27 protein-coding genes are annotated in these 16851 nt (G+C 58.3%); 5 read left to right on the plus strand and 22 right to left on the minus strand.

Going from position 1 to position 16851, the window contains the following annotated elements:
- Positions 1-11: 11 nt before the first annotated feature.
- The 4 genes from ACT6VE_RS27045 to ACT6VE_RS27060 are packed head-to-tail and all read right to left on the minus strand — an operon-like array spanning position 12 to position 3575.
- The gene (locus ACT6VE_RS27045; protein ID WP_444801403.1) at positions 12-428 is read right to left on the minus strand and encodes a DUF6950 family protein; all 417 of its coding nucleotides are present in this window, start codon (positions 426-428) and stop codon (positions 12-14) included.
- Positions 425-1069 (minus strand): hypothetical protein, encoded by a 645-nt coding sequence (locus ACT6VE_RS27050; RefSeq protein ID WP_444801404.1) that lies wholly within the window; start codon positions 1067-1069, stop codon positions 425-427. The genes ACT6VE_RS27045 and ACT6VE_RS27050 overlap by 4 nt, the downstream gene beginning before the upstream one ends.
- Positions 1066-1689, minus strand: coding sequence for a hypothetical protein (locus tag ACT6VE_RS27055; RefSeq protein ID WP_444801405.1), 624 nt, complete (start codon positions 1687-1689; stop codon positions 1066-1068). The genes ACT6VE_RS27050 and ACT6VE_RS27055 overlap by 4 nt, the downstream gene beginning before the upstream one ends.
- 32 nt (positions 1690-1721) lie before the next feature.
- A complete protein-coding gene (locus ACT6VE_RS27060) occupies positions 1722-3575 on the minus strand; it encodes a hypothetical protein (protein WP_444801406.1) in 1854 nt (617 codons plus the stop codon).
- A gap of 56 nt (positions 3576-3631) precedes the next feature.
- Between ACT6VE_RS27060 and ACT6VE_RS27065 the strand changes: the two genes are divergently transcribed.
- The gene (locus ACT6VE_RS27065) at positions 3632-3925 is read left to right on the plus strand and encodes a hypothetical protein (protein ID WP_444801407.1); all 294 of its coding nucleotides are present in this window, start codon (positions 3632-3634) and stop codon (positions 3923-3925) included.
- 59 nt (positions 3926-3984) lie between these two features.
- Here the strand turns inward: ACT6VE_RS27065 and ACT6VE_RS27070 are convergent, their stop codons facing one another.
- On the minus strand, positions 3985-4572 hold the full coding sequence (locus ACT6VE_RS27070) for a phage antirepressor N-terminal domain-containing protein (RefSeq protein ID WP_444801408.1): 588 nt from the start codon (positions 4570-4572) through the stop codon (positions 3985-3987).
- A gap of 239 nt (positions 4573-4811) precedes the next feature.
- Positions 4812-5048: a hypothetical protein gene (locus ACT6VE_RS27075; protein WP_444801409.1), complete on the minus strand. Its 237-nt coding sequence runs from the start codon at positions 5046-5048 to the stop codon at positions 4812-4814.
- A gap of 236 nt (positions 5049-5284) precedes the next feature.
- On the opposite strand from ACT6VE_RS27075, the gene ACT6VE_RS27080 reads away from it, so the two are divergent.
- Positions 5285-5677: a ribbon-helix-helix domain-containing protein gene (locus tag ACT6VE_RS27080; protein ID WP_444801410.1), complete on the plus strand. Its 393-nt coding sequence runs from the start codon at positions 5285-5287 to the stop codon at positions 5675-5677.
- Positions 5678-5701: 24 nt separating this feature from the next.
- Positions 5702-5884, plus strand: coding sequence for a hypothetical protein (locus ACT6VE_RS27085; RefSeq protein ID WP_444801411.1), 183 nt, complete (start codon positions 5702-5704; stop codon positions 5882-5884).
- A gap of 80 nt (positions 5885-5964) precedes the next feature.
- On the opposite strand, the gene ACT6VE_RS27090 is transcribed toward ACT6VE_RS27085, so the two are convergent.
- The 10 genes from ACT6VE_RS27090 to ACT6VE_RS27135 all read right to left on the minus strand — a co-directional run bounded on the left by ACT6VE_RS27090 (position 5965) and on the right by ACT6VE_RS27135 (position 12244).
- Positions 5965-7017: a hypothetical protein gene (locus tag ACT6VE_RS27090; protein WP_444801412.1), complete on the minus strand. Its 1053-nt coding sequence runs from the start codon at positions 7015-7017 to the stop codon at positions 5965-5967.
- 1 nt (position 7018) lies between these two features.
- A complete protein-coding gene (locus ACT6VE_RS27095) occupies positions 7019-8659 on the minus strand; it encodes a DUF3696 domain-containing protein (protein ID WP_444801413.1) in 1641 nt (546 codons plus the stop codon).
- 81 nt (positions 8660-8740) lie between these two features.
- A complete protein-coding gene (locus ACT6VE_RS27100) occupies positions 8741-8962 on the minus strand; it encodes a hypothetical protein (protein WP_444801414.1) in 222 nt (73 codons plus the stop codon).
- Between the two features lie 128 nt (positions 8963-9090).
- The gene (locus ACT6VE_RS27105) at positions 9091-9525 is read right to left on the minus strand and encodes a hypothetical protein (protein WP_444801415.1); all 435 of its coding nucleotides are present in this window, start codon (positions 9523-9525) and stop codon (positions 9091-9093) included.
- 8 nt (positions 9526-9533) lie between these two features.
- Positions 9534-9998, minus strand: coding sequence for a hypothetical protein (locus ACT6VE_RS27110; RefSeq protein ID WP_444801416.1), 465 nt, complete (start codon positions 9996-9998; stop codon positions 9534-9536).
- Between the two features lie 20 nt (positions 9999-10018).
- The gene (locus ACT6VE_RS27115) at positions 10019-10417 is read right to left on the minus strand and encodes a phage tail terminator-like protein (RefSeq protein WP_444801417.1); all 399 of its coding nucleotides are present in this window, start codon (positions 10415-10417) and stop codon (positions 10019-10021) included.
- Positions 10417-10836 (minus strand): HK97 gp10 family phage protein, encoded by a 420-nt coding sequence (locus ACT6VE_RS27120; protein WP_444801418.1) that lies wholly within the window; start codon positions 10834-10836, stop codon positions 10417-10419. Before ACT6VE_RS27120 ends, ACT6VE_RS27115 begins: the two co-directional genes overlap by 1 nt.
- Before the next feature lie 3 nt (positions 10837-10839).
- Positions 10840-11511 (minus strand): phage minor head protein, encoded by a 672-nt coding sequence (locus ACT6VE_RS27125; RefSeq protein ID WP_444801419.1) that lies wholly within the window; start codon positions 11509-11511, stop codon positions 10840-10842.
- A gap of 17 nt (positions 11512-11528) precedes the next feature.
- Positions 11529-11879, minus strand: coding sequence for a hypothetical protein (locus tag ACT6VE_RS27130; protein WP_444801420.1), 351 nt, complete (start codon positions 11877-11879; stop codon positions 11529-11531).
- A gap of 8 nt (positions 11880-11887) precedes the next feature.
- Positions 11888-12244 carry a hypothetical protein gene (locus tag ACT6VE_RS27135; RefSeq protein WP_444801421.1) on the minus strand — a complete coding sequence of 119 codons (357 nt, stop codon included), beginning with the start codon at positions 12242-12244 and terminating at the stop codon, positions 11888-11890.
- 87 nt (positions 12245-12331) lie between these two features.
- Between ACT6VE_RS27135 and ACT6VE_RS27140 the strand changes: the two genes are divergently transcribed.
- Positions 12332-12499: a Thivi_2564 family membrane protein gene (locus ACT6VE_RS27140; RefSeq protein WP_257951385.1), complete on the plus strand. Its 168-nt coding sequence runs from the start codon at positions 12332-12334 to the stop codon at positions 12497-12499.
- On the opposite strand, the gene ACT6VE_RS27145 is transcribed toward ACT6VE_RS27140, so the two are convergent.
- The 5 genes from ACT6VE_RS27145 to ACT6VE_RS27165 are packed head-to-tail and all read right to left on the minus strand — an operon-like array spanning position 12496 to position 15976.
- Positions 12496-12990 (minus strand): DnaT-like ssDNA-binding protein, encoded by a 495-nt coding sequence (locus ACT6VE_RS27145; RefSeq protein WP_444801422.1) that lies wholly within the window; start codon positions 12988-12990, stop codon positions 12496-12498. The genes ACT6VE_RS27140 and ACT6VE_RS27145 overlap by 4 nt on opposite strands.
- Positions 12991-13038: 48 nt before the next feature.
- On the minus strand, positions 13039-13404 hold the full coding sequence (locus ACT6VE_RS27150; protein ID WP_444801423.1) for a hypothetical protein: 366 nt from the start codon (positions 13402-13404) through the stop codon (positions 13039-13041).
- 11 nt (positions 13405-13415) lie between these two features.
- Entirely contained in the window at positions 13416-14354 is a 939-nt protein-coding gene (locus ACT6VE_RS27155) for a DUF2184 domain-containing protein (RefSeq protein WP_444801424.1), read from the minus strand.
- Positions 14355-14366: 12 nt separating this feature from the next.
- Positions 14367-14831, minus strand: coding sequence for a structural cement protein Gp24 (locus tag ACT6VE_RS27160; RefSeq protein ID WP_444801425.1), 465 nt, complete (start codon positions 14829-14831; stop codon positions 14367-14369).
- Entirely contained in the window at positions 14831-15976 is a 1146-nt protein-coding gene (locus ACT6VE_RS27165) for a DUF2213 domain-containing protein (RefSeq protein WP_444801426.1), read from the minus strand. Before ACT6VE_RS27165 ends, ACT6VE_RS27160 begins: the two co-directional genes overlap by 1 nt.
- 53 nt (positions 15977-16029) lie before the next feature.
- Here ACT6VE_RS27165 and ACT6VE_RS27170 point away from each other — a divergent pair, with 53 nt between their 5' ends.
- Positions 16030-16386 (plus strand): DUF4160 domain-containing protein, encoded by a 357-nt coding sequence (locus tag ACT6VE_RS27170; protein WP_444801427.1) that lies wholly within the window; start codon positions 16030-16032, stop codon positions 16384-16386.
- Here ACT6VE_RS27170 and ACT6VE_RS27175 read toward each other — a convergent pair.
- Positions 16349-16783 (minus strand): hypothetical protein, encoded by a 435-nt coding sequence (locus ACT6VE_RS27175; protein ID WP_444801448.1) that lies wholly within the window; start codon positions 16781-16783, stop codon positions 16349-16351. The genes ACT6VE_RS27170 and ACT6VE_RS27175 overlap by 38 nt on opposite strands.
- Between the last annotated feature and the right edge of the window lie 68 nt (positions 16784-16851).

Here is a 16851-nt window from a genome sequence, read left to right on the forward strand (position 1 = left end):
CGGGCGAATGATCAGAAAGGGACGCGGAAAGCGCGTGCGGCAGAAAGCCGGGAGACAGTCCCGATGCCATCGGCGCCGGGTCGCAAGACGTAGATACGTTCGCCCTGGCAAATCCCCAGCGCGACGTGACCGTCGACATCGATCGCGGCAACATCGCCGATCTGGGCCATTGCCGGGTGAACCTCTTCCATCAGCGCGGCCGCCATGGCTGCGTGATCAGCATATCCCGCCTTACGCAGATGCCGTAGACCGCCGGCTATGGTTGAATAGCGACCACGATAGCCGGCCGCGAAGTCTTCGCCGGTCATCGCCTGCACTGCGCCGGCCGCGAAGAGCGCGCAATCGTGCTCGCCCCACTTGAACGGCTTCGCGGCGACGGCGTGCGCATAGTCGAAGAGCGCGGTGCGCCAGAAGGTATAGCGCTTCATTTGGATTTGGCCTCACCCCAATGGATATTCTGCAGCCAGCCGCCGGCGACGTCGGAATAGCGGCGGAAGCGATCCGGAACGCCACCGACGACACGGCGCTGTTGCATTTCGTCAGAGCGCTTCAGGGGATTGAGCCGGGTCAATTCGCGCGTGTCCGAAACGCAGGAGAGTTCAATACTACCTTCGCTCCCCGCCGCCGGTGTCGTGATGGGCGACCCGTTCACTCGTCCGACGAACACCGGTACGGCCGGCGCAACGGGCAACATCGTGGCGGTATCGAACAGTCCGAGATGCAATTCGATCGGGGCATGCTTTGGGTCGTAGCCGCGGATGGCGATCTGCACCGCGTCGTTGATCTGCGAGAGCCGAATCCGAATTGGCCGAACAGGGAGACCTGTTTCTAGCGGGATCGCGGGCCAACCCACAATGCTCCCGCCGGCCTGATAGTCTCGCGTCACGGGCATTCGCGTGTCAGGATCAAGCACTTCGGCCGTCACCGCATCCCAGCCACTCCAGAGACCCATGGTCTCGACCGCGAGACTCGACCGGTTCCGGGCGGTGATCCAGAGAAAATAAGCTGGAGCAATGCCCTGCCGTGATGAGATCGCCGCGATAGTCGGCGCGTCGAGATAGTCCTTCATGGGCGCTGCATCACCTGAAATGACATGCCTTCGGTCCAAGGGCCAATTGCCGTCCCCGGATTAAAGCTGCCAGGCACAATGAACACCTTGGCCGCTGGCTCTTTCAGGGTGACGACGAGGTCAATCGCAACGCCGGGGCGAAGATGTGGGCGGATTTCAAAGAGCGGCGTAAGGCCGGAGGAGTTTGCTGTGGCGGATTCGACGATGCGATGAAACGCCCTCCGAACCGGATTGCTACCGTAATCGAAGGCAAGATAGTCGCCGACGGTCAGCGTGTATGCTTCGGGAAGTTCATCGATCCGCAGCGACTTGTTGTTGGCGCCGACGGTATGAATGGTCGGAACGAAAGAGCCGAGGATGGTGCCGGCAGGATCGGCCTGCGGATATTTCCTGCGCGGGTCATAGAGGTAGAAGCTGTTAATCGCCCCATCGAGGCTTTCAATCCGTGCCTGGACTTGCGCCGCCTCGTCGTGTCGCATCGGCTTCAAGCCAACGTCTGCCACGATACGGGGCGGGGCGAGCTGCGCGGTCAGCACTTCACCGGTTCCCAGCCCGGACATCTCATCATAGCGTTCAAGCTTCCAATTTACCGACAGGATCGGCAACTTGTCGGCCAGCACGGGTAGCCCCAGAGGGAATGTCAAAGCCATATTTAGCCCACCGCCCTAGGGTCTTGGGAGATTTCGTTCACTCGACCTGGCAAGACGTCCTGCGAGAACCGCGTGACAATCTCACCGGAGGTCCGAGCCGACGTCTGCTCAACGAACGCCCTCAGATTTCCGTTGTTATCTACAGAAACCCGCACATCGGAAGTGACGTTGATCTGCTGAGATCCGGCGCCCTGCCCGCGTGTGTGGTCAACGACTGTCTCATCCGGATGCAGGAGCGCCATGAAACCTCCCTTCCCGTCTACGCCGCCAGAGCGAGAGCCTTTGCCCGTGTAGCCGCCGCCGTCAAAAGACGGCGTCCGTACACCTGCCCATGGGTCGGCTTTACCTCCGCCACCTCCGAACAGACTGAATAGCCCGCCGAGGAACCCGCCCCCGCCGCCCGTGCCGCTGCTCATGTTGACCAGCGCGTCAACCAGATCATCTTCGATCTTGTCGATCACCTTATCGAGCACACCAATCGCGATGTCCCCGAACTCCTCCCAGGTCAGCTTGCCATCATCGAGCGCTGATCTTAGATCGCCGAAGACGCCGTGCAGCATCTCGCGCTGATCTTCCATCGCCTCGGATGCAAGGCGCGTCTCTTCCTCCACCTTCGCCATGGTTTCGGCGAGGGTCATCAACTGCTCCCGCTGCGGGTCGCTCAGGTCGATCCCGCGCTGGCCGGCGTCGTTCAGGAGGTCCGTTTGATAGAGGAGACGGCTGGCTGCTTCTTCTGTGAGGCCGAGCGCGTCGTGTTCTGCCTGAAGGCTAGCGATACGACGTTCCGCAGACTTGACGATGTCGTCGTACATGTCCGCTTCGGACTTGCCGCGTCTGCCTCCCTTTCGGCCCTTCTTGCTGAATTCGCCGGGAAGGCCGTCAAGCTCGATCAGCGGGCGACGGTCTGGGGTTGGAGGGTCCCGGGGCGTGAAATCATCGCCACTGAAGAACTGGCCGTCCTCGCTGAAAAGAGGCGACAGAGTTCCGAGTTGATTCCCGACCAACGTGAGGGCTTGAATTGCCTCCTGTTTGAAAACCTGAGCGCCTCGAATGGCTCCAGAAATGCTCTGCGCTAGGCTACCAAACGCTGTTGCAAAATCTGCAAGCGCTGGGATGCCCGTCTGCTGCACCGCGTCGGCAAGTGCGTCCTGAACATCCTTCATGGCAGTGACATCGTCCCTGCCATCGGCAACGGCTTCTTGAACTTTAGAAAAGGCATCCTGTAGCTTAAGGATCGTTTCATCCTCGGCGCCCGCCTGCTGTAAATCGACCAGAAGAACGCTCAATTGATCGCTCAGATCCTGGACATCCTCACGTGCAACCTGCCACTTCGAGGATGCGGCTACATCTGCAGCGGCGATCAGATCAGTCACTTCGCGCGCGCGTTCGATTTGAGCGATATACTCCTGCAGGGCCGGGACAGCGTCACCCCAGACATCCGCTACCCGGCGGATGAGCTCTTCCTGTTCCTTCAGGATTTCGTTGGCGTCGTCTCCGCCCTCGTAAGAGGCAAAGTAAGCGAGGACGGCACCAGCAGCCGCGCCGGCCGCAATTCCGATCGGCCCGAAGCCCAACACCAGATCGGGAAGTTGGATTGCAAGTGCTTGCAACCAATTGCCCGTAGCCGATGCCTGCTGAGCAACCTGAGAAAGCTGCATCGCCATCAAACGCGAATTCTGCGCCGCGTAGAGGCTCTGCTTTCCCACCTGCTCAGCCGCCTTCCCAACGTCGCTAAGAGCCTTGCCCGCTCGGCTTTCGGTCTTCTCTGCCGCCACCGCCAATCGATCAAGGGCTTGTTCGCCTGTGACAAGGCCACGGCTATCCGCAGCGAGGACGAGCGTCGCAAAATCAGTCATGGCTTTACCTTCGGTGGAATCGCGCAGTATCTTCCCGGCAACTGGAGGGTTGCTGGATGGATGGTTGGCTAAAGGGGCTCATTGCGACGGCGTGCGTAGTCGTCATTGCGATTGGTGGCTACTTCGCGGTCTCGGAGTACAGAAAATCGACCGCGGAAGCTGCGCGGAAGGAGCGCCTTGACGGAGCAAGGAAGGAACTCTTTGACCTCGCCAATGCGCAACCAAACGAAGAGGAGAAAGTGCGTGAGTTTTGTAAGAATCTGAAAGTTCGGATAGCGACCGATCTACAGAACAACGAGATGGCGCCGGTTCTAATGCGGAATTGCCGCGCTTTCGGCTACACGTTCTGAAGTGAAAAGGCGCCCCGAAGAGCGCCTTTCGTGTTCGCAAGCTCTCGATCGAGGCTTGATTAGGCCGTCGCGCCGCCGCCTGCCGACCTGACAACGGAGTAATCGAGCAGGTTCAGCTGACGCGGGTCGTGGAGCATCGCTGGGACGACAGGGAGCCCAAGGCGAAACCACAGCTGAGCTGCCGCCTGATTTCCAAAAACCTGACGGCTCTCGTTCACCATGCGCAGCTTCACACTTTCGTTCTCCTGGGGGTCGTCAATCGTCTCGCCGGTTTTGGCATGCGAGACGCCGGCCTGCTTGCCCGCAAAGTGCTTGGCGAGGACGCCGTAGCATTCGCGCTGGTAGACAATGACCTTCTCACGCACGGCATCATCCTTGATGCGGGACGTGTCGATGGTGAAAAGCCAGCCGTTTACCAAATCGAGCTTGAGGCAGACCGCCTCTTGCGCGCCGCCACGACCGAAAGGAATGTGCATGACACACATACCTTCGGACAGAATCGGGTCGCGTTTTACGCGTTGGTACTGACCGTTCCAGTCCATTCCCATGCTTTCGACGATCGGCTTAAGTGCAACAAACACGCCGTCGTCGTTCTCGAAGCCGTAGAGATCATCTCCACGGAAGTTGACACTCACAATGGTTCCCATATTAGGGTCCTTCTGTTCCGGAGCCCTCCTAAAAGCTCCGTGCACAATGAGAGGGGCGGTGCCAAGGTGTGCAAAATCTCAGACACCGCTCCCTCTCGCCCCGTTTAGGAGCCGGGGCGTTCGCCGCTAAGCGAATCTTCTATTGTGTGGCAGATGCGGGCGCTCCGTTGCAAATGCTAACGGCGATTACACCGTGGTTTATTCGACTTTTCCCCGTTCTGGGTTTGATCACGCCACCATCAGACTGTGAAATCGGTGTAAATCGCCCACGGGCCGGTTGATTTTGCCTGAATGACCACGCGCTCGTAGTCCTCGATACTGTCGAGTAAATCAGAAATCCTGCGTGACAGACGCTGGACTTCTTCCCGCGGATCTTCGATCGCCGGAACAGCGCCGGTATGCTGCGGCGATGAAACAAAAGTGTGAGAAGTGGCGGCAAAAACGATGCCTCCTTTCAGAACCGTGCGCCTGTTCATCAAGCCACCTCCCCGCCGATTAGAACGGGGCCGGTCGGAGCTGGCACGGCCGTTGCAGAGCCTCCATCGCGTTCGGCGCGGCGGAATGCGTCAGCGACGGCAGGGTTTCGAATGAGCGCAGAAAGGGGTATACGGCGGTCAGCCATAGCGATGATCTCCTACGATCTTCGTTTCGGTTAGGCGGGAGGAGAAGCGCCAACTTCCCTTCCGCTGCTTTCTGTGGTACCACCGATTTCATGACAAGTCAAACCGTGGTACCAAAGAAAAAACGAGGACCGCCCGCGACGGGCAAAGGCACCCAAATACAGGTGCGCCTTCACGATGACCTGCTTTCAACCATCGATGACTTTGTAGCTTCGCAGCCGGACGCTCCATCTCGGTCCGAAGCAATCCGACGTATTCTTCGCGAGAATCTCATTGACGACCCGGACGCGCTTATCAATGAGCTCTACAAGACTAGCGAGCCAGGCATTGGCGCCGCATTCATGAGAGCCATCAACAACCATCTACGCTCCTTTGCCAATTCGAACCCTGAAGCCTCAGTGGATGAGTTCAAAGAGTTCGTCCTTGACCTGTTTAACGACTATGGTCAGGACCTTCAGGAGTTTGCAGAGAAGGCAAAACGCTAGCAGCTGCCGGACAGGATGTCGCTGATGCCCCTCACCCCCGAAATCGAAGAAGCCCTTGACCGCTTCGCCCTTGAGCAAAACCTCACCCGAGAGGAAGCCCTCGCCGTGATCGCCGAGGACTGGCTGATCGGCCATGGGTATTTTCCGGCTCCGAGTGCAGAAATGCCTACGCCCGGGACCTTGGACAGCGACGGCAGCACTGATTAACGCTCTCCATCATTACTGAAAATTCCATTTCAAGGCGCCAATTTTTACGTGCGCAACAACTCCGCGGTCCGTGTGAGACACTAAGTTCTTTGCATTGCAGGTGCAAATCCGATCCACATCAACATACTGATAACGCGACCAAAATACCTCCACCAATCAGGCTTCTTCACAAGACCTAAGAATGCCGGAAGCTGTGTTTTGTGATCCAACAACTGCGATACCAGCGTCTCGCTGACCCCAACATATGTGCAGGGAGAGAGCGCCATTTTTCCAATAGTCCATTCTCTGATATGATCTGGCGTCACCTTCTCAAGTTGGACCAAATCGACACCCTTTTTCAAATCGTAGAACCACCAAAACCGCTCATCGACCGGAATACCATCGCTTTCTTCCTGCGACGCCAATTTCTTGAGCGATGCAATGTGGTTGGCGCGATCAACGCCACATGGTAGCGCTTCAACAACCTCAAGCGGAATCAGATTTTCAATCTCTCTGCAAGGAATGAAATCCACCCACGCTAAGAGCCAACCAACGTCACTGACCGCTCGCCTATAGCTTAGGATCTTAGCTGGAACGCCCTGCTTAGGCAGCTTACAATCCGAGTCGCTCACAAGTACGCAAATCCTTTGCTCTTCTGCTAACTTCAACAACACGTGCTTACTACGTTCCCCACCTCCGTGCCGAACATCCAGCGACACTTGAGGAGCGCCAATCTTGCTTCTGCAGGCTCGTGCTAATGCGACATACAATTTTCCATCAGCCTCTTGATCCTCAACGACGAATGCAGCTTGATCAAAAAAATAGGTACCCTGAACGTCATCGAGGCCTACAACCACAGCGTTGGCGACTATAGTCGCACCTCCCCTATGGCCAACTTGTATCGATACAAACTTCTCGGCCGCTTTGAGCAAGCCTGCGGTGGTGGTGAATTCACCAGCGAGACGTGCAAGCGTCGCGTGGTCCCGAGGATTGAGCGCTATGTTCGCCAGGAGCCAAGAAGAGGTTTCCCTTGGAATAATGCCGAAATGGTGGCCCTTACGATGGGCAATGAGTAACTCTGTAATTGCGTGACTGAGTTTGTCCAGATCAGCGTTGGAGAGCTCTGACTCGGTCCCCCTAAATTCGATAATCATGTCAAACCTCTGGCTGGAAAAAGCCAAAGGGCCAGTTCTGAAGAACCCCATGCTCGTCGAACGGTGATATTCTTACGGTAGTTACGGCCTGCTCTTTGTCATCCTCAAAAACTAAGACCTGCACGTCCCCATGTGGGACAACTCCGTCCGCAACCAACTGCCCCAGTCGGTTCACCAAGGCCTCGCTGTGCGTTTCTACGATAAACTTTATTCGGGCATCATCCGGGGTATCGGCATTACGCTCGCCGACGATTGCATCCGCTAGGAGTGCTTGATGCGCCGGGTGCAAATGAAGTTCCGGCTGCTCGATGACAATGGTAGCCCCGTCCGACTGCTGAGATGGGAATACTTGCGTACCCTTGCCACGAGAGGCCCACCAAATCTGACCGAGAACAGGAAGAACTTGAGATATTCCGTAACCATTATCCACGATATTGCTCGTGTCAGCGCCGAATTTTAAAAGAATACTAATGTGTCCGGATTCACTTCTAACATCCACCCCGTAACCGAACTGTCTTTGCACCCAGTCCGAAAAATCATCGCGCTGATGCTGCCGCAGTGAATTCAAGAACATTGGAAAATTCTTGCCATCCGGATCAATTTCCGAGACGGAAAGATCTTGGTATCGATAGTAACGTTCACTGCGCGCCCTGACCGGACCGATATATAACGACTTTGACAACAAATCTCGCAGTTCACCAAATACAGACGGGAGCAACCTTAAAAAGGCTGCGGTTTCATATATTTGGAATAATATTTCCCGCAAATGATTGCTATTTTTCCCCCGAACATCTGATAATAGCTTTCGGAAACTCCCTTGACCTACATTTTTCTCCAATGCCTGGATGTTATCATTGGTAAATGCATCCATATCAAGCAGCTGGCTGACAAAAATATTCACTTTACTGTTTCCGATTCTCTTATCTATATGCCCCCTGATGTGCTTTTGGATGAGGCTAGAAGCCCAGTTTGTTTCATTATACCAAAAATAGCGCTCAGCTCCCTCGGCCTTGACGCGAACTACTAGCTCTGGGAAAAGTGAACCCAGTGCAAACCTTACATCTACACCGCCGAATAAGTGGAAGACGTCCCTATCGTTTAACTTGATTGCTGATAGTTCGCCGCCATGCCCGATACTTACATCGAACCGGCACCCTCCATCATCAAAAGCGAGGGAAAATCCCTCAAGCATAGTTTTGTTAGCTTCGCCAGATATTACTAAATCTATATCGACTTTTTTCTTAATTCTGTTTTTTCTTCGCACCCATGTCGGCTCTATAACGAAACTGTTACTACTAGTTGCGTATATCTGATCCAGGCCAAAAGAAAGCGTTATCTTTTCCTGCTCATCTCCACCGGAAACAACGGAAGAATACTGGCCAAAATCAACGAGGTCACCATACCAGAGAATCGGTGAGCTAGTGCGGGTGTTGATTGATTGCCGTATTAGAGGAAAAGTTCTGAGGAATGTGCTTTTCCCGCTGCTATTTCGTCCGACTAATACCGTGATAGGCTTCAGTTCAATCGGAGGCACATCTTTGAGACGCCGCATATTTTTTACGCCGAAACGAAACATCTGACGTTGACCCTCCCCGCTTTGGAGCTCAACCTTAAGATGGGCTGCGTCAGCATTGCGAGTCATTTTTTTCCCCGCCGAGGATCAAGGCGCATTTTTGCACTGCCGTCAGCAACGGTTCTTGTAGCGGCATGCCAAAGCCCGCTTTCACTGAATGAAGCCACGCTCTACCGGCGGGATGCAGAATGGATCTTTCCCTGCATTGAACTCTCGCAGGTAGGCAGCGCACATCCGTTTGATGAGACGGTGCTCCCATGGCTCCAGCGCTAGACGCGAAGCGCCGGCGAAAGCCACCAGCTCTTGCCAGTCCGGCGTCGTAAGCCCCATGCCCGCGCTACGGATCGGCCCGAGCTGCTGCATGATGTCCAAGAGGTATTCGCCGCCATCCAGTTCGACCAGCGGCAGCGGCCGGCCGGCGTCAATGAAACGCTGCCCACGGGAAACACTCTCGTTCTTGATGGTCGATGCCAGCCAGCCCAGTTGCTCAGCGGCAAGGACTAGCTGGCGTTCCCTTCCCCCAGGATCGCGGCCCGATCCGACGCGAAGGCGCGCACCTGTTCAAGGAAAGTGGCTTGCCCGCGCGAGCCGGTGACAACCTGGAGGTTGAGGAACCATTCGACATCATCGGGCGCGTTGGCCGGCTTGGCGCCGCGGTTGACGTGCTCGAACCCGACGATCAGCGGGGCGATCTCTCGGACGCTCTGCTCGTGGATCTTCGACAGCGTCTGCGGGTCGGATTCCTTCTTCTCGTCCATTCGCGCGCGCTGGCTGGCGAGGATGGCGTTCTGACCCGTCGCGCCCTCAATGCCGAGGACGAGAACGTGGCACGGCTTCTCGTCGTCATAGAGAAGCTTGCCCGTGCCGGGATGCTTGAGGTGGAGCGCACGCGGCGTCTCGGATGCCTTGCGGCTATCAAACTGACCAAAGTCCATGGTTCACCTCAAGGTGCTTCAGCGATGACGCTGTCGTAGTTGGCGCGGATGCTGAACGTGAAGCCGGCATAGCTCGTCGTCGAGCGCTCGTTCCGCTGCCAATCGTAGGCGATACCAGTGATGTATTCGACCTCGCCCGAAGCATCCGGCTCTACGATCTTGAAGCTGTAGAGCTTGTGTTCGCCCTCCTGAGCTGCAGCCTTCACCGCCGTCTGGCCAGCGTCACCCTTGATTTCGCGCAATGCGATAGCGGTGACGGAACCGGACTTGGCACCCTTGGCGCCCATGATCCAACCCGATTCGAGATCCGGCACGTCGATGATGTTGTTTGTGCCACCCACCGGGCCGATCGACACCACGCCATTGATCTTAATCGGGGAGGTTGTGAACAGGGTCTCGTATGCGGCTTCGGTAAACGCCGTCGGCGCACCTGCTTTCATGTAGATGGTATGGCCGATGTCAGAAGTGGACATGCCTCGATCCTTTCAAGGGTTTAGGATGCTTCGTAGTCGACGATGACGGGCGTCCGCCAATCAGCGTCTTGGGGATAGCCCTCGCGGATGTCGGCGGGCTTCATGATGACGATCTCGCCGCCAGTGACGGGGATGCGGCGGCCCATGAGGAAGAGCGCGGCGAACTGGTCGGCCTTTTGATTGGCGGTCTTGGTGGAAGTGCCGAGGGCAACAACCACTGAGGCGATCACCTGACCGCGCGAGATGGTCAGCTCACCGTTGAGCGTCTCGTCCCGGCGCGCGACCCGCACGATCTGAACGCCGATGTAGGGCTTTGCGCCGTTGAAGTGGATGTTGGGGTAGGCGATAGGCCAAGACAGCCCTGCCCCGTCGATCGCGGCCTTGAGAGCCACTTCGATGTCAGCTTCCAGAATGGCCATCACTTAACCCTTGCTGCCCACTTGGCGACGAACTGAGGCCACTGCGCCGCTGCGGCGCCGACGAAGTGATTGCCTGGCTGCTCATAGGTGCGGCCAAGGCTATCCGTTCCGAAGAAGCCGAGTTCCATGCGACGCGCATACGGCGCGGTCCAGGCGAACTGTGCAATATCGCCTATTTCAAGCTGGCTCAGCGTAACGATGTAGCCGCCGGCCGATGGTGCTCCGAAGGAACCATTGAGCCCCGAGGCCAGGCTGTTCCGCAGATTGCCGGTATCGACCGGCATACGCCCGCCGCGCGCCTTGGGCTGCTGCGCCGTCTCGATAACGTCTTGCACGGCTTCAGAGAATACATCGCGCATCTGCGCCTTGGTCTTGTCGCGGAAGGCGTTGACCGAGGCGGTGAACGATTTCTGAGCCATGGCCTACCTGATGTAGCGAATGCGGATTTGCTCAAAGCAACGGCACTGGACCAGCTCGTCCGCCGGAGCGCCGAGGCTGGCATCGCCGGGGAACATCATGCGCGCGCCCGTGACGGGCGAAACGAACGGCGCCGACAACCCAGTTACCTTCTGGCCATGCATCGCGAGATGGGAAAGCCGGGTGCGATCGTCGCCTGTAGCGTCCCAACTGCGCTCGATCTGGTCTTCGGACACTCTGCCAGTCTCGATCAACTGAACAAATCCCTCATGCCGGCCGGCACGCTTCGCCGTGATGCTCTCGTTCCGGGCTATCGTCTTTGCCCGGAGCTGAAGGTTTCGGTCCCGCAGCTGGCGCATGATCTTGCCGAGATCGTCGGCGTTGACGGGACGACTTGCCTCGATCGCCCTTCGCACGGCGCGGTCAAACCGACGGTCGCGCGTTTTGAGGGCGAGATAGTCCCTCATCTTCGCCGGATCGCCTGATAGAAGCTTTGCTTCAGTGTTGAGCATCAATTCGACCTGGCGGGAGTTCAGACCGATGATTCCGCCTTCCCTTTTGCCCGTGATGCGGTTTTTCACCCCTATGAGGCTTCGTGCGATCTGGTCGGGCGTCTTGTTCTGCTCAAGGCCGGAAAGGATCTGCTGGCGAGTAGCGAGCCGCATATCCTCCACCATGCCCGTCGGGCCGGTGATCAGTCTTCCGATGTGCTCCCTGCCCCAGGCTTCGGCGCGAAAGTGGCGGCCATCAAATCCGAAAACCGCTGCTCCACCAGAAAAGGGTCGGGTATCCGCGGAAGCGAGGCCAACGCCAACACTCCTCCCCGGTAGTAGGCTTCCATGATCGCCCTATCGAGCGGCTGGAAGAATACCGGGTCAAGTCTCAGCGCAAGGATCGCAGCTTCGACATTGCCGGCCTGTAGATGGGCGGTGATCGTGCTCAACTGGGCCTGAGACGTGATCCGATCGATTGCCTCCAGAAAGGCTTTCCGGATCTCGGGCTCAAGCTCGTCGAGGAGCGCCTGAACATCAGAAGGTAGGGCCACGGGCTGTCCTATGCTGCGATGATGACTTCATAGAACACCGTGAGGCCTGCTGGCGAGAGCGGCCGCACAATCTTCATGGCATGTTTCTGACCGGCAATGGTGAGTTCGTCGGCGGTAGTCAGGTTTTCCGGCAGGCCGGCGACGGAGATGTAGGCCATCTTGTCGTCCGCCTGGATCACTGTGCCGTCCACCTTGGATAGGTCGATGTTCATCACCGCCAGCATGCAGGGATAGTCCGTCGGCGTGAGTACCGGGTCATACGCTGGCCCGGACTGCACGACGCGCGTCACTGTGCCAGCCTGGCCGAACTTGGTGATGAGGCGCTGCGCAGTGGCCTGCAGGCGGGTGTAGAGCGGGTTTACCATTTTGCCTCGCCGCCCTTTCCTTTTGTATTCAACGCCATAGTTACGCCTTCACGGTGCAATTCAGCACCGGCTTAAGGAGTTGGGGCATTGGCTACATCTGTTCTCATCAGCATTCTGATCACCTTCCTGGTAATCGTGCTGGTTCTCTATCTCATCGGCCGCCTGCCGCTCGATGGACGCGCAAAGCAGATCGCTCAGGTGGTCGTCATCATCATCGGCATTATCGCGCTGCTGAAATACATCGCAGTATTTTAAACGACGGCAATGCCCGGGAGGATCGGGCATAGGAAGGGCCACAACATCCCCTCTATGACAGTCACGACGGGCGTTGCCATGGCGATCATGTCCGCAACGCTCGTCGACGATGACGCGGCGTATTCGACCTCAAGCTGGCCGACCTTCTCGCGCTTCACTGTGGAGGAGCCCGTGACCACCGGCGAAAGGCTGCCGGGATTGGTGAGTTCGAGGAAAGCGGCCTCATAGGAAGCGTTGAGGATGGCCACCGGGATCTCACCGGTCGGGATTGCCTGACCGTAGTAGGTGGAGGCGCCGGTCCGCCCCCAAGCACGTTCCTGCGAATAGCCGCCGGTTCGGTTGCCTGAAAAGTACCGCTCGTACCGATCGATCACCAGAGAGCCGCGCTGCATAGCCGCGTCTTTCTGGGCATCGGTCGTGCCATCGGGGAAGACATAGCCGGCCGCGGTCGCGTAGGTCGTGAAATCCGCTCTCGTTCCGTATCCGGCCATGTCTCTCTCCTTGGGTGTTCACCCGGCAGTTGCCCGCCGGGCAAGTTATCAGGGCTGGGTCGCCAGTTCTTCGAGGGCCGAGATGATCTCGTCCTTCTTCGCCGGCGTCTTGTCGCCGAGGAGCTTCGTGGCCGCCGACTTGAAGGTCATGAACTGGACCGTCGGGTCATTGGCCATTGCAAGGACCTCCTGTGCCGTCTTGGGCTGGTCGGAACTCTCGGGCGCCGCCTTGCTGGCCCGCTCCCCCTCAACGGTGAGGTGGCCAGTGTCCACCCACGCCTTGACGACGGGGTGGTCCTCGACCTCTGCCCAATCTGTCGCCTCAACTTCGAGAGAAGCACCGGCTTCGATGACGGGGCCGCCGGGGATGCCGAAGCCGCCAGGACGGGTATTCTTGATCGTGAGCTTGCTCATCAGCGTTCTCCTCAAATCCCGTCAAGGTAGCGAGCGGCACCCGGCCGGCGCCACTCGACGCCGCCGAAGCGGAAGATTCCCGGAACCTCGTACTTGAGCAGCCGCTGTTCAGCCTGCAGCCAGCGCAGCGGCATGGGGATGTGGACCTTCACGACATCCGGCGTGCGGCGGTAGGCGAGCATGCGCTGGGTGTTGCCGGCGCCGGCCGTCTCCAGGCCGAAGACGGCGCGGATCTTGAGCGGCTGACCGGTGCGGATTGTGTAGATGTTGACGCGCTGGATGTGTTCCAGAATCGTCGTGGTCTGGGTCGCGTCGAGGCGCCGGGTAGCGATGTAGGCGTAACGATCCTGGCTGAGCAGCAAGGTGTCGGCCTGCTCGATGCCATTGGAGGCGGTGAAGACGACGCCGAGCACGTCGTTCACATCCTTCACGATCTCATCGACCGTCTTCGTCGGCCAGGTTGCCGTACCACCGACACCATTGGGAGCCGTGAGTGCGGTAACCGACGTGGAGTTCAACAGACCGGTCAGGCCCAGCTTTGAACGGCCGAGGAAGCAGAGGTTGTCGACGAACTGCTCATACTTCCGGCGAGCCGCATCAGCGCGGGTGCCATCCAGGCGAATGCCGTATGCCTGTGCGTGGGCAAGCTCCTGAAGATTGTAGCGATAGCCGATACCCGCCATGTAGACCCGGCTGTCGCCCTTATCGAGCTTGAAGTCGACGAACGGGATGTCATCGCCGTCCGGCGCGAATTCTCGGGCCTGGCCGACATCATCGCCCATCGAGAAGAAGTCGATATGTGTCGTCCAGTCGGGCGCCGAGTTGTCGACCGGAACCAGTTCCCGGTACTGAAAGTCCGGATACTGGCGGGCGTAGATACCCGGCTCGATGTAGTTCTGCGCGGTGCGCAGGAAGTTGAGCGCCAGAGCGGGCGCGTCGGTAGTGAACATGCTCGTTCTCCTTTACTTGGTGACGCCAAGGCGGAGACGTGCGAGCTGGTTCGTGGTGCTCGTGACGCTTGCCCATTCGGCATTTTCGATGAGTTGGTTCGCCGACGAGTTCGAGACGTTGGTGAACGTGCCCGTCGGGGTCATGTAGACCGGATCGCCCTGTGCAACGGCGACGAGTGCCGTGACCCAGATCGAGCCATTCTTCATCACACTGATCTGGTCATACGGTTTGTAGACCTCGCCGTTGGCGAAAGGCAGTGTTCGGTCAACGACGGCCACGCCGGCAAACTTGCCGATCGCCGCCGGGAGAGCGACCGTGTCTTCGGCGGTGGCGTAGATAACGCCGCGGCCAAAAGGAACGTCGCTGGAAGCCGCACCAACGATCATCGAGGTGATGAAGTGCGGCTCAGTGGTCGCGATCATGCCGGGATAGCCGGCCGGCGTGTCGCGGGAGTAGGAAACGGTCGGAAAAGCCATTACGCGGACTCCTTCTGGTTGCCCTGCCAGGCCATGCGGTCACGCTGGAGCATGGCTTCGTAGGCCTTGTTGGCATCGGTGAGGTTGGCTGGGCTCGTGATGCCGTCGGATACGACACGCGCGAACGGATCCGGGTTCTTTTTCGCCTCTTCGGCGAGGATGTCGAAGCGAGCGTCGATATAGGCGTCGGGCTTGCCGGCGACGGCAGCATCGCCGAGCTTAGCAATTACGACCGCCTTGCGGATGGCGCTGTCGGCCAGGCCTTCAGTCTTGACGTCGTTGGCGATCGACTTGGCCACGGTGATGAGGTCCGCGCGGGCCTGCACCTTGGCGTCGAGAGCTTTTTCGTCGAGCACCTTGGCCTTGAGAGCGTCGATCTCGGCGTCCTTCTTGGCGAGGTCGGCGTCCTTGGCGGCGATTGCCGTCTGGTGAGCCGTTTCGGTGGCGGTGATCTTGGAGACCGCATCGGCAAGCCGCGACTGCAGCGTGGCGATGACGGTGGCGCCCTGGTCGGTCACCTCGACCGGGATTCCATCGACGGTAACCGTCTTCAGGTTCATGATCTTGTCCTCTTCCGGTTTCTGATCATTGGTTACAGGGCATGCGCCCCACGACCTCACACCGTCACCGATGCGAGCTTTGGAACCGGCACGAGCGCGGTCCACAATTGCGAGATGGTTGATCTTGATGTTCGTCTGGGTGGCGTTGAACGCCTCGCCGTCCGGCGTCACGCCGTCGGCGAATACCAGTTCGCAGGTATAGCCGGCGGAGAGTTCGCGCTTGCCAGTCTCCACGGCTTGGATGGCGGCCGCGTCCTTCAGGATCAGAGGGAGGTGAACCCACTCGCCATCCTTCTTGGCTGCGGTGCTGACCTCGCCGACGGCGAGAGCTTTCCAGTTGTCGGCGGTGACAGCCTCTGCCGGATGATCCATTGTCACAGGCGCGTGCGTGAAGCTCTGGAGGCTGGCATCGGCGAAGACCTGATCCGCGGGGCGGTAGACGCGCACCACGGACATGTCCGGCTTGCCGACCTCGGAGCCCGCATAAAGCTGGATGCCGGTGCGAACCGAGCGCGCTTCGGCAATCAGATAGCCGTCTTCAGTCCGGCGCGCTCCCGCGACGGTTACAGCGTCGATGAATTGCATTATGACCTCATCTTTGAGACATGCGTCTCGCTACGGCAGGAATTGAGGCAGCGATGAGTTTGATCCGAGTACCGCTTGAAGGGCCATTGGAGGAGGAGCTCGAGCTTCTCCTCGCCCAGATTGGTCCCGATGGCTATGTGATCAAGCACATGGTTTCCCTGGTGGACGGGAAGCTGAAAGTGGAGGTTCGCGCGAACGAACATCCACCTCCGCATTTTCACGTTGTCTATGACGGCGAGGACGCCAGCTTCTCGATATTGACCGGGGAACGGTTGCCTAATGTCTATGGGCTAGAGCGCTACGAGAAAATGATCCATCTTTGGTGGAAACAGAACCAAGGAAAGATCATTTCAAAGTGGAATGATTGTCGCCCTACTGGGTGTCCGGTGGGTCCGGTAAGGCTCCCTTAATTTCTTCAAAGATTTCCGGCCCGAGTTCTATCTTGCCACGGAACGGCTCGACTGTATTCAGTTCAGGCCCTCCGGCCGCATAGCTGATTGTAACGTGCGGCTGGTAGTCTTCGCGGTCAGAGGATGCGCCGTTTCGCTTCATGTCCTCATGCCGCCATGACAATGCGCTCGAGGCGAACGAAAGAACCTTGGCTTCACCGTTCTCCCCGAACGCTTCCATCAAGCGCGGGCCGCCGGCCGGGATGGTCAAACCGCCCTTGCCGTTGTCCGACCAGTTGTCGCCCATCTTCATCCAGTCAACCGGGGTGCGGCTGTAGGTGATGGTGACGTGCAGGTCTGGCACGATGCCTGTAAACCCCTGCGCTTTCGCCCATGCGATGATTTCGTCAGCGTTCAGGACGTCGCGGCGGACGTAGAGCGTGCGCGGCGCGGCGTCGGCCGTCTGCTGAGGTGGTTGCTTGGCGA

This window comes from Shinella sp. (genome assembly GCF_052438155.1).
GTDB lineage: Bacteria > Pseudomonadota > Alphaproteobacteria > Rhizobiales > Rhizobiaceae > Shinella.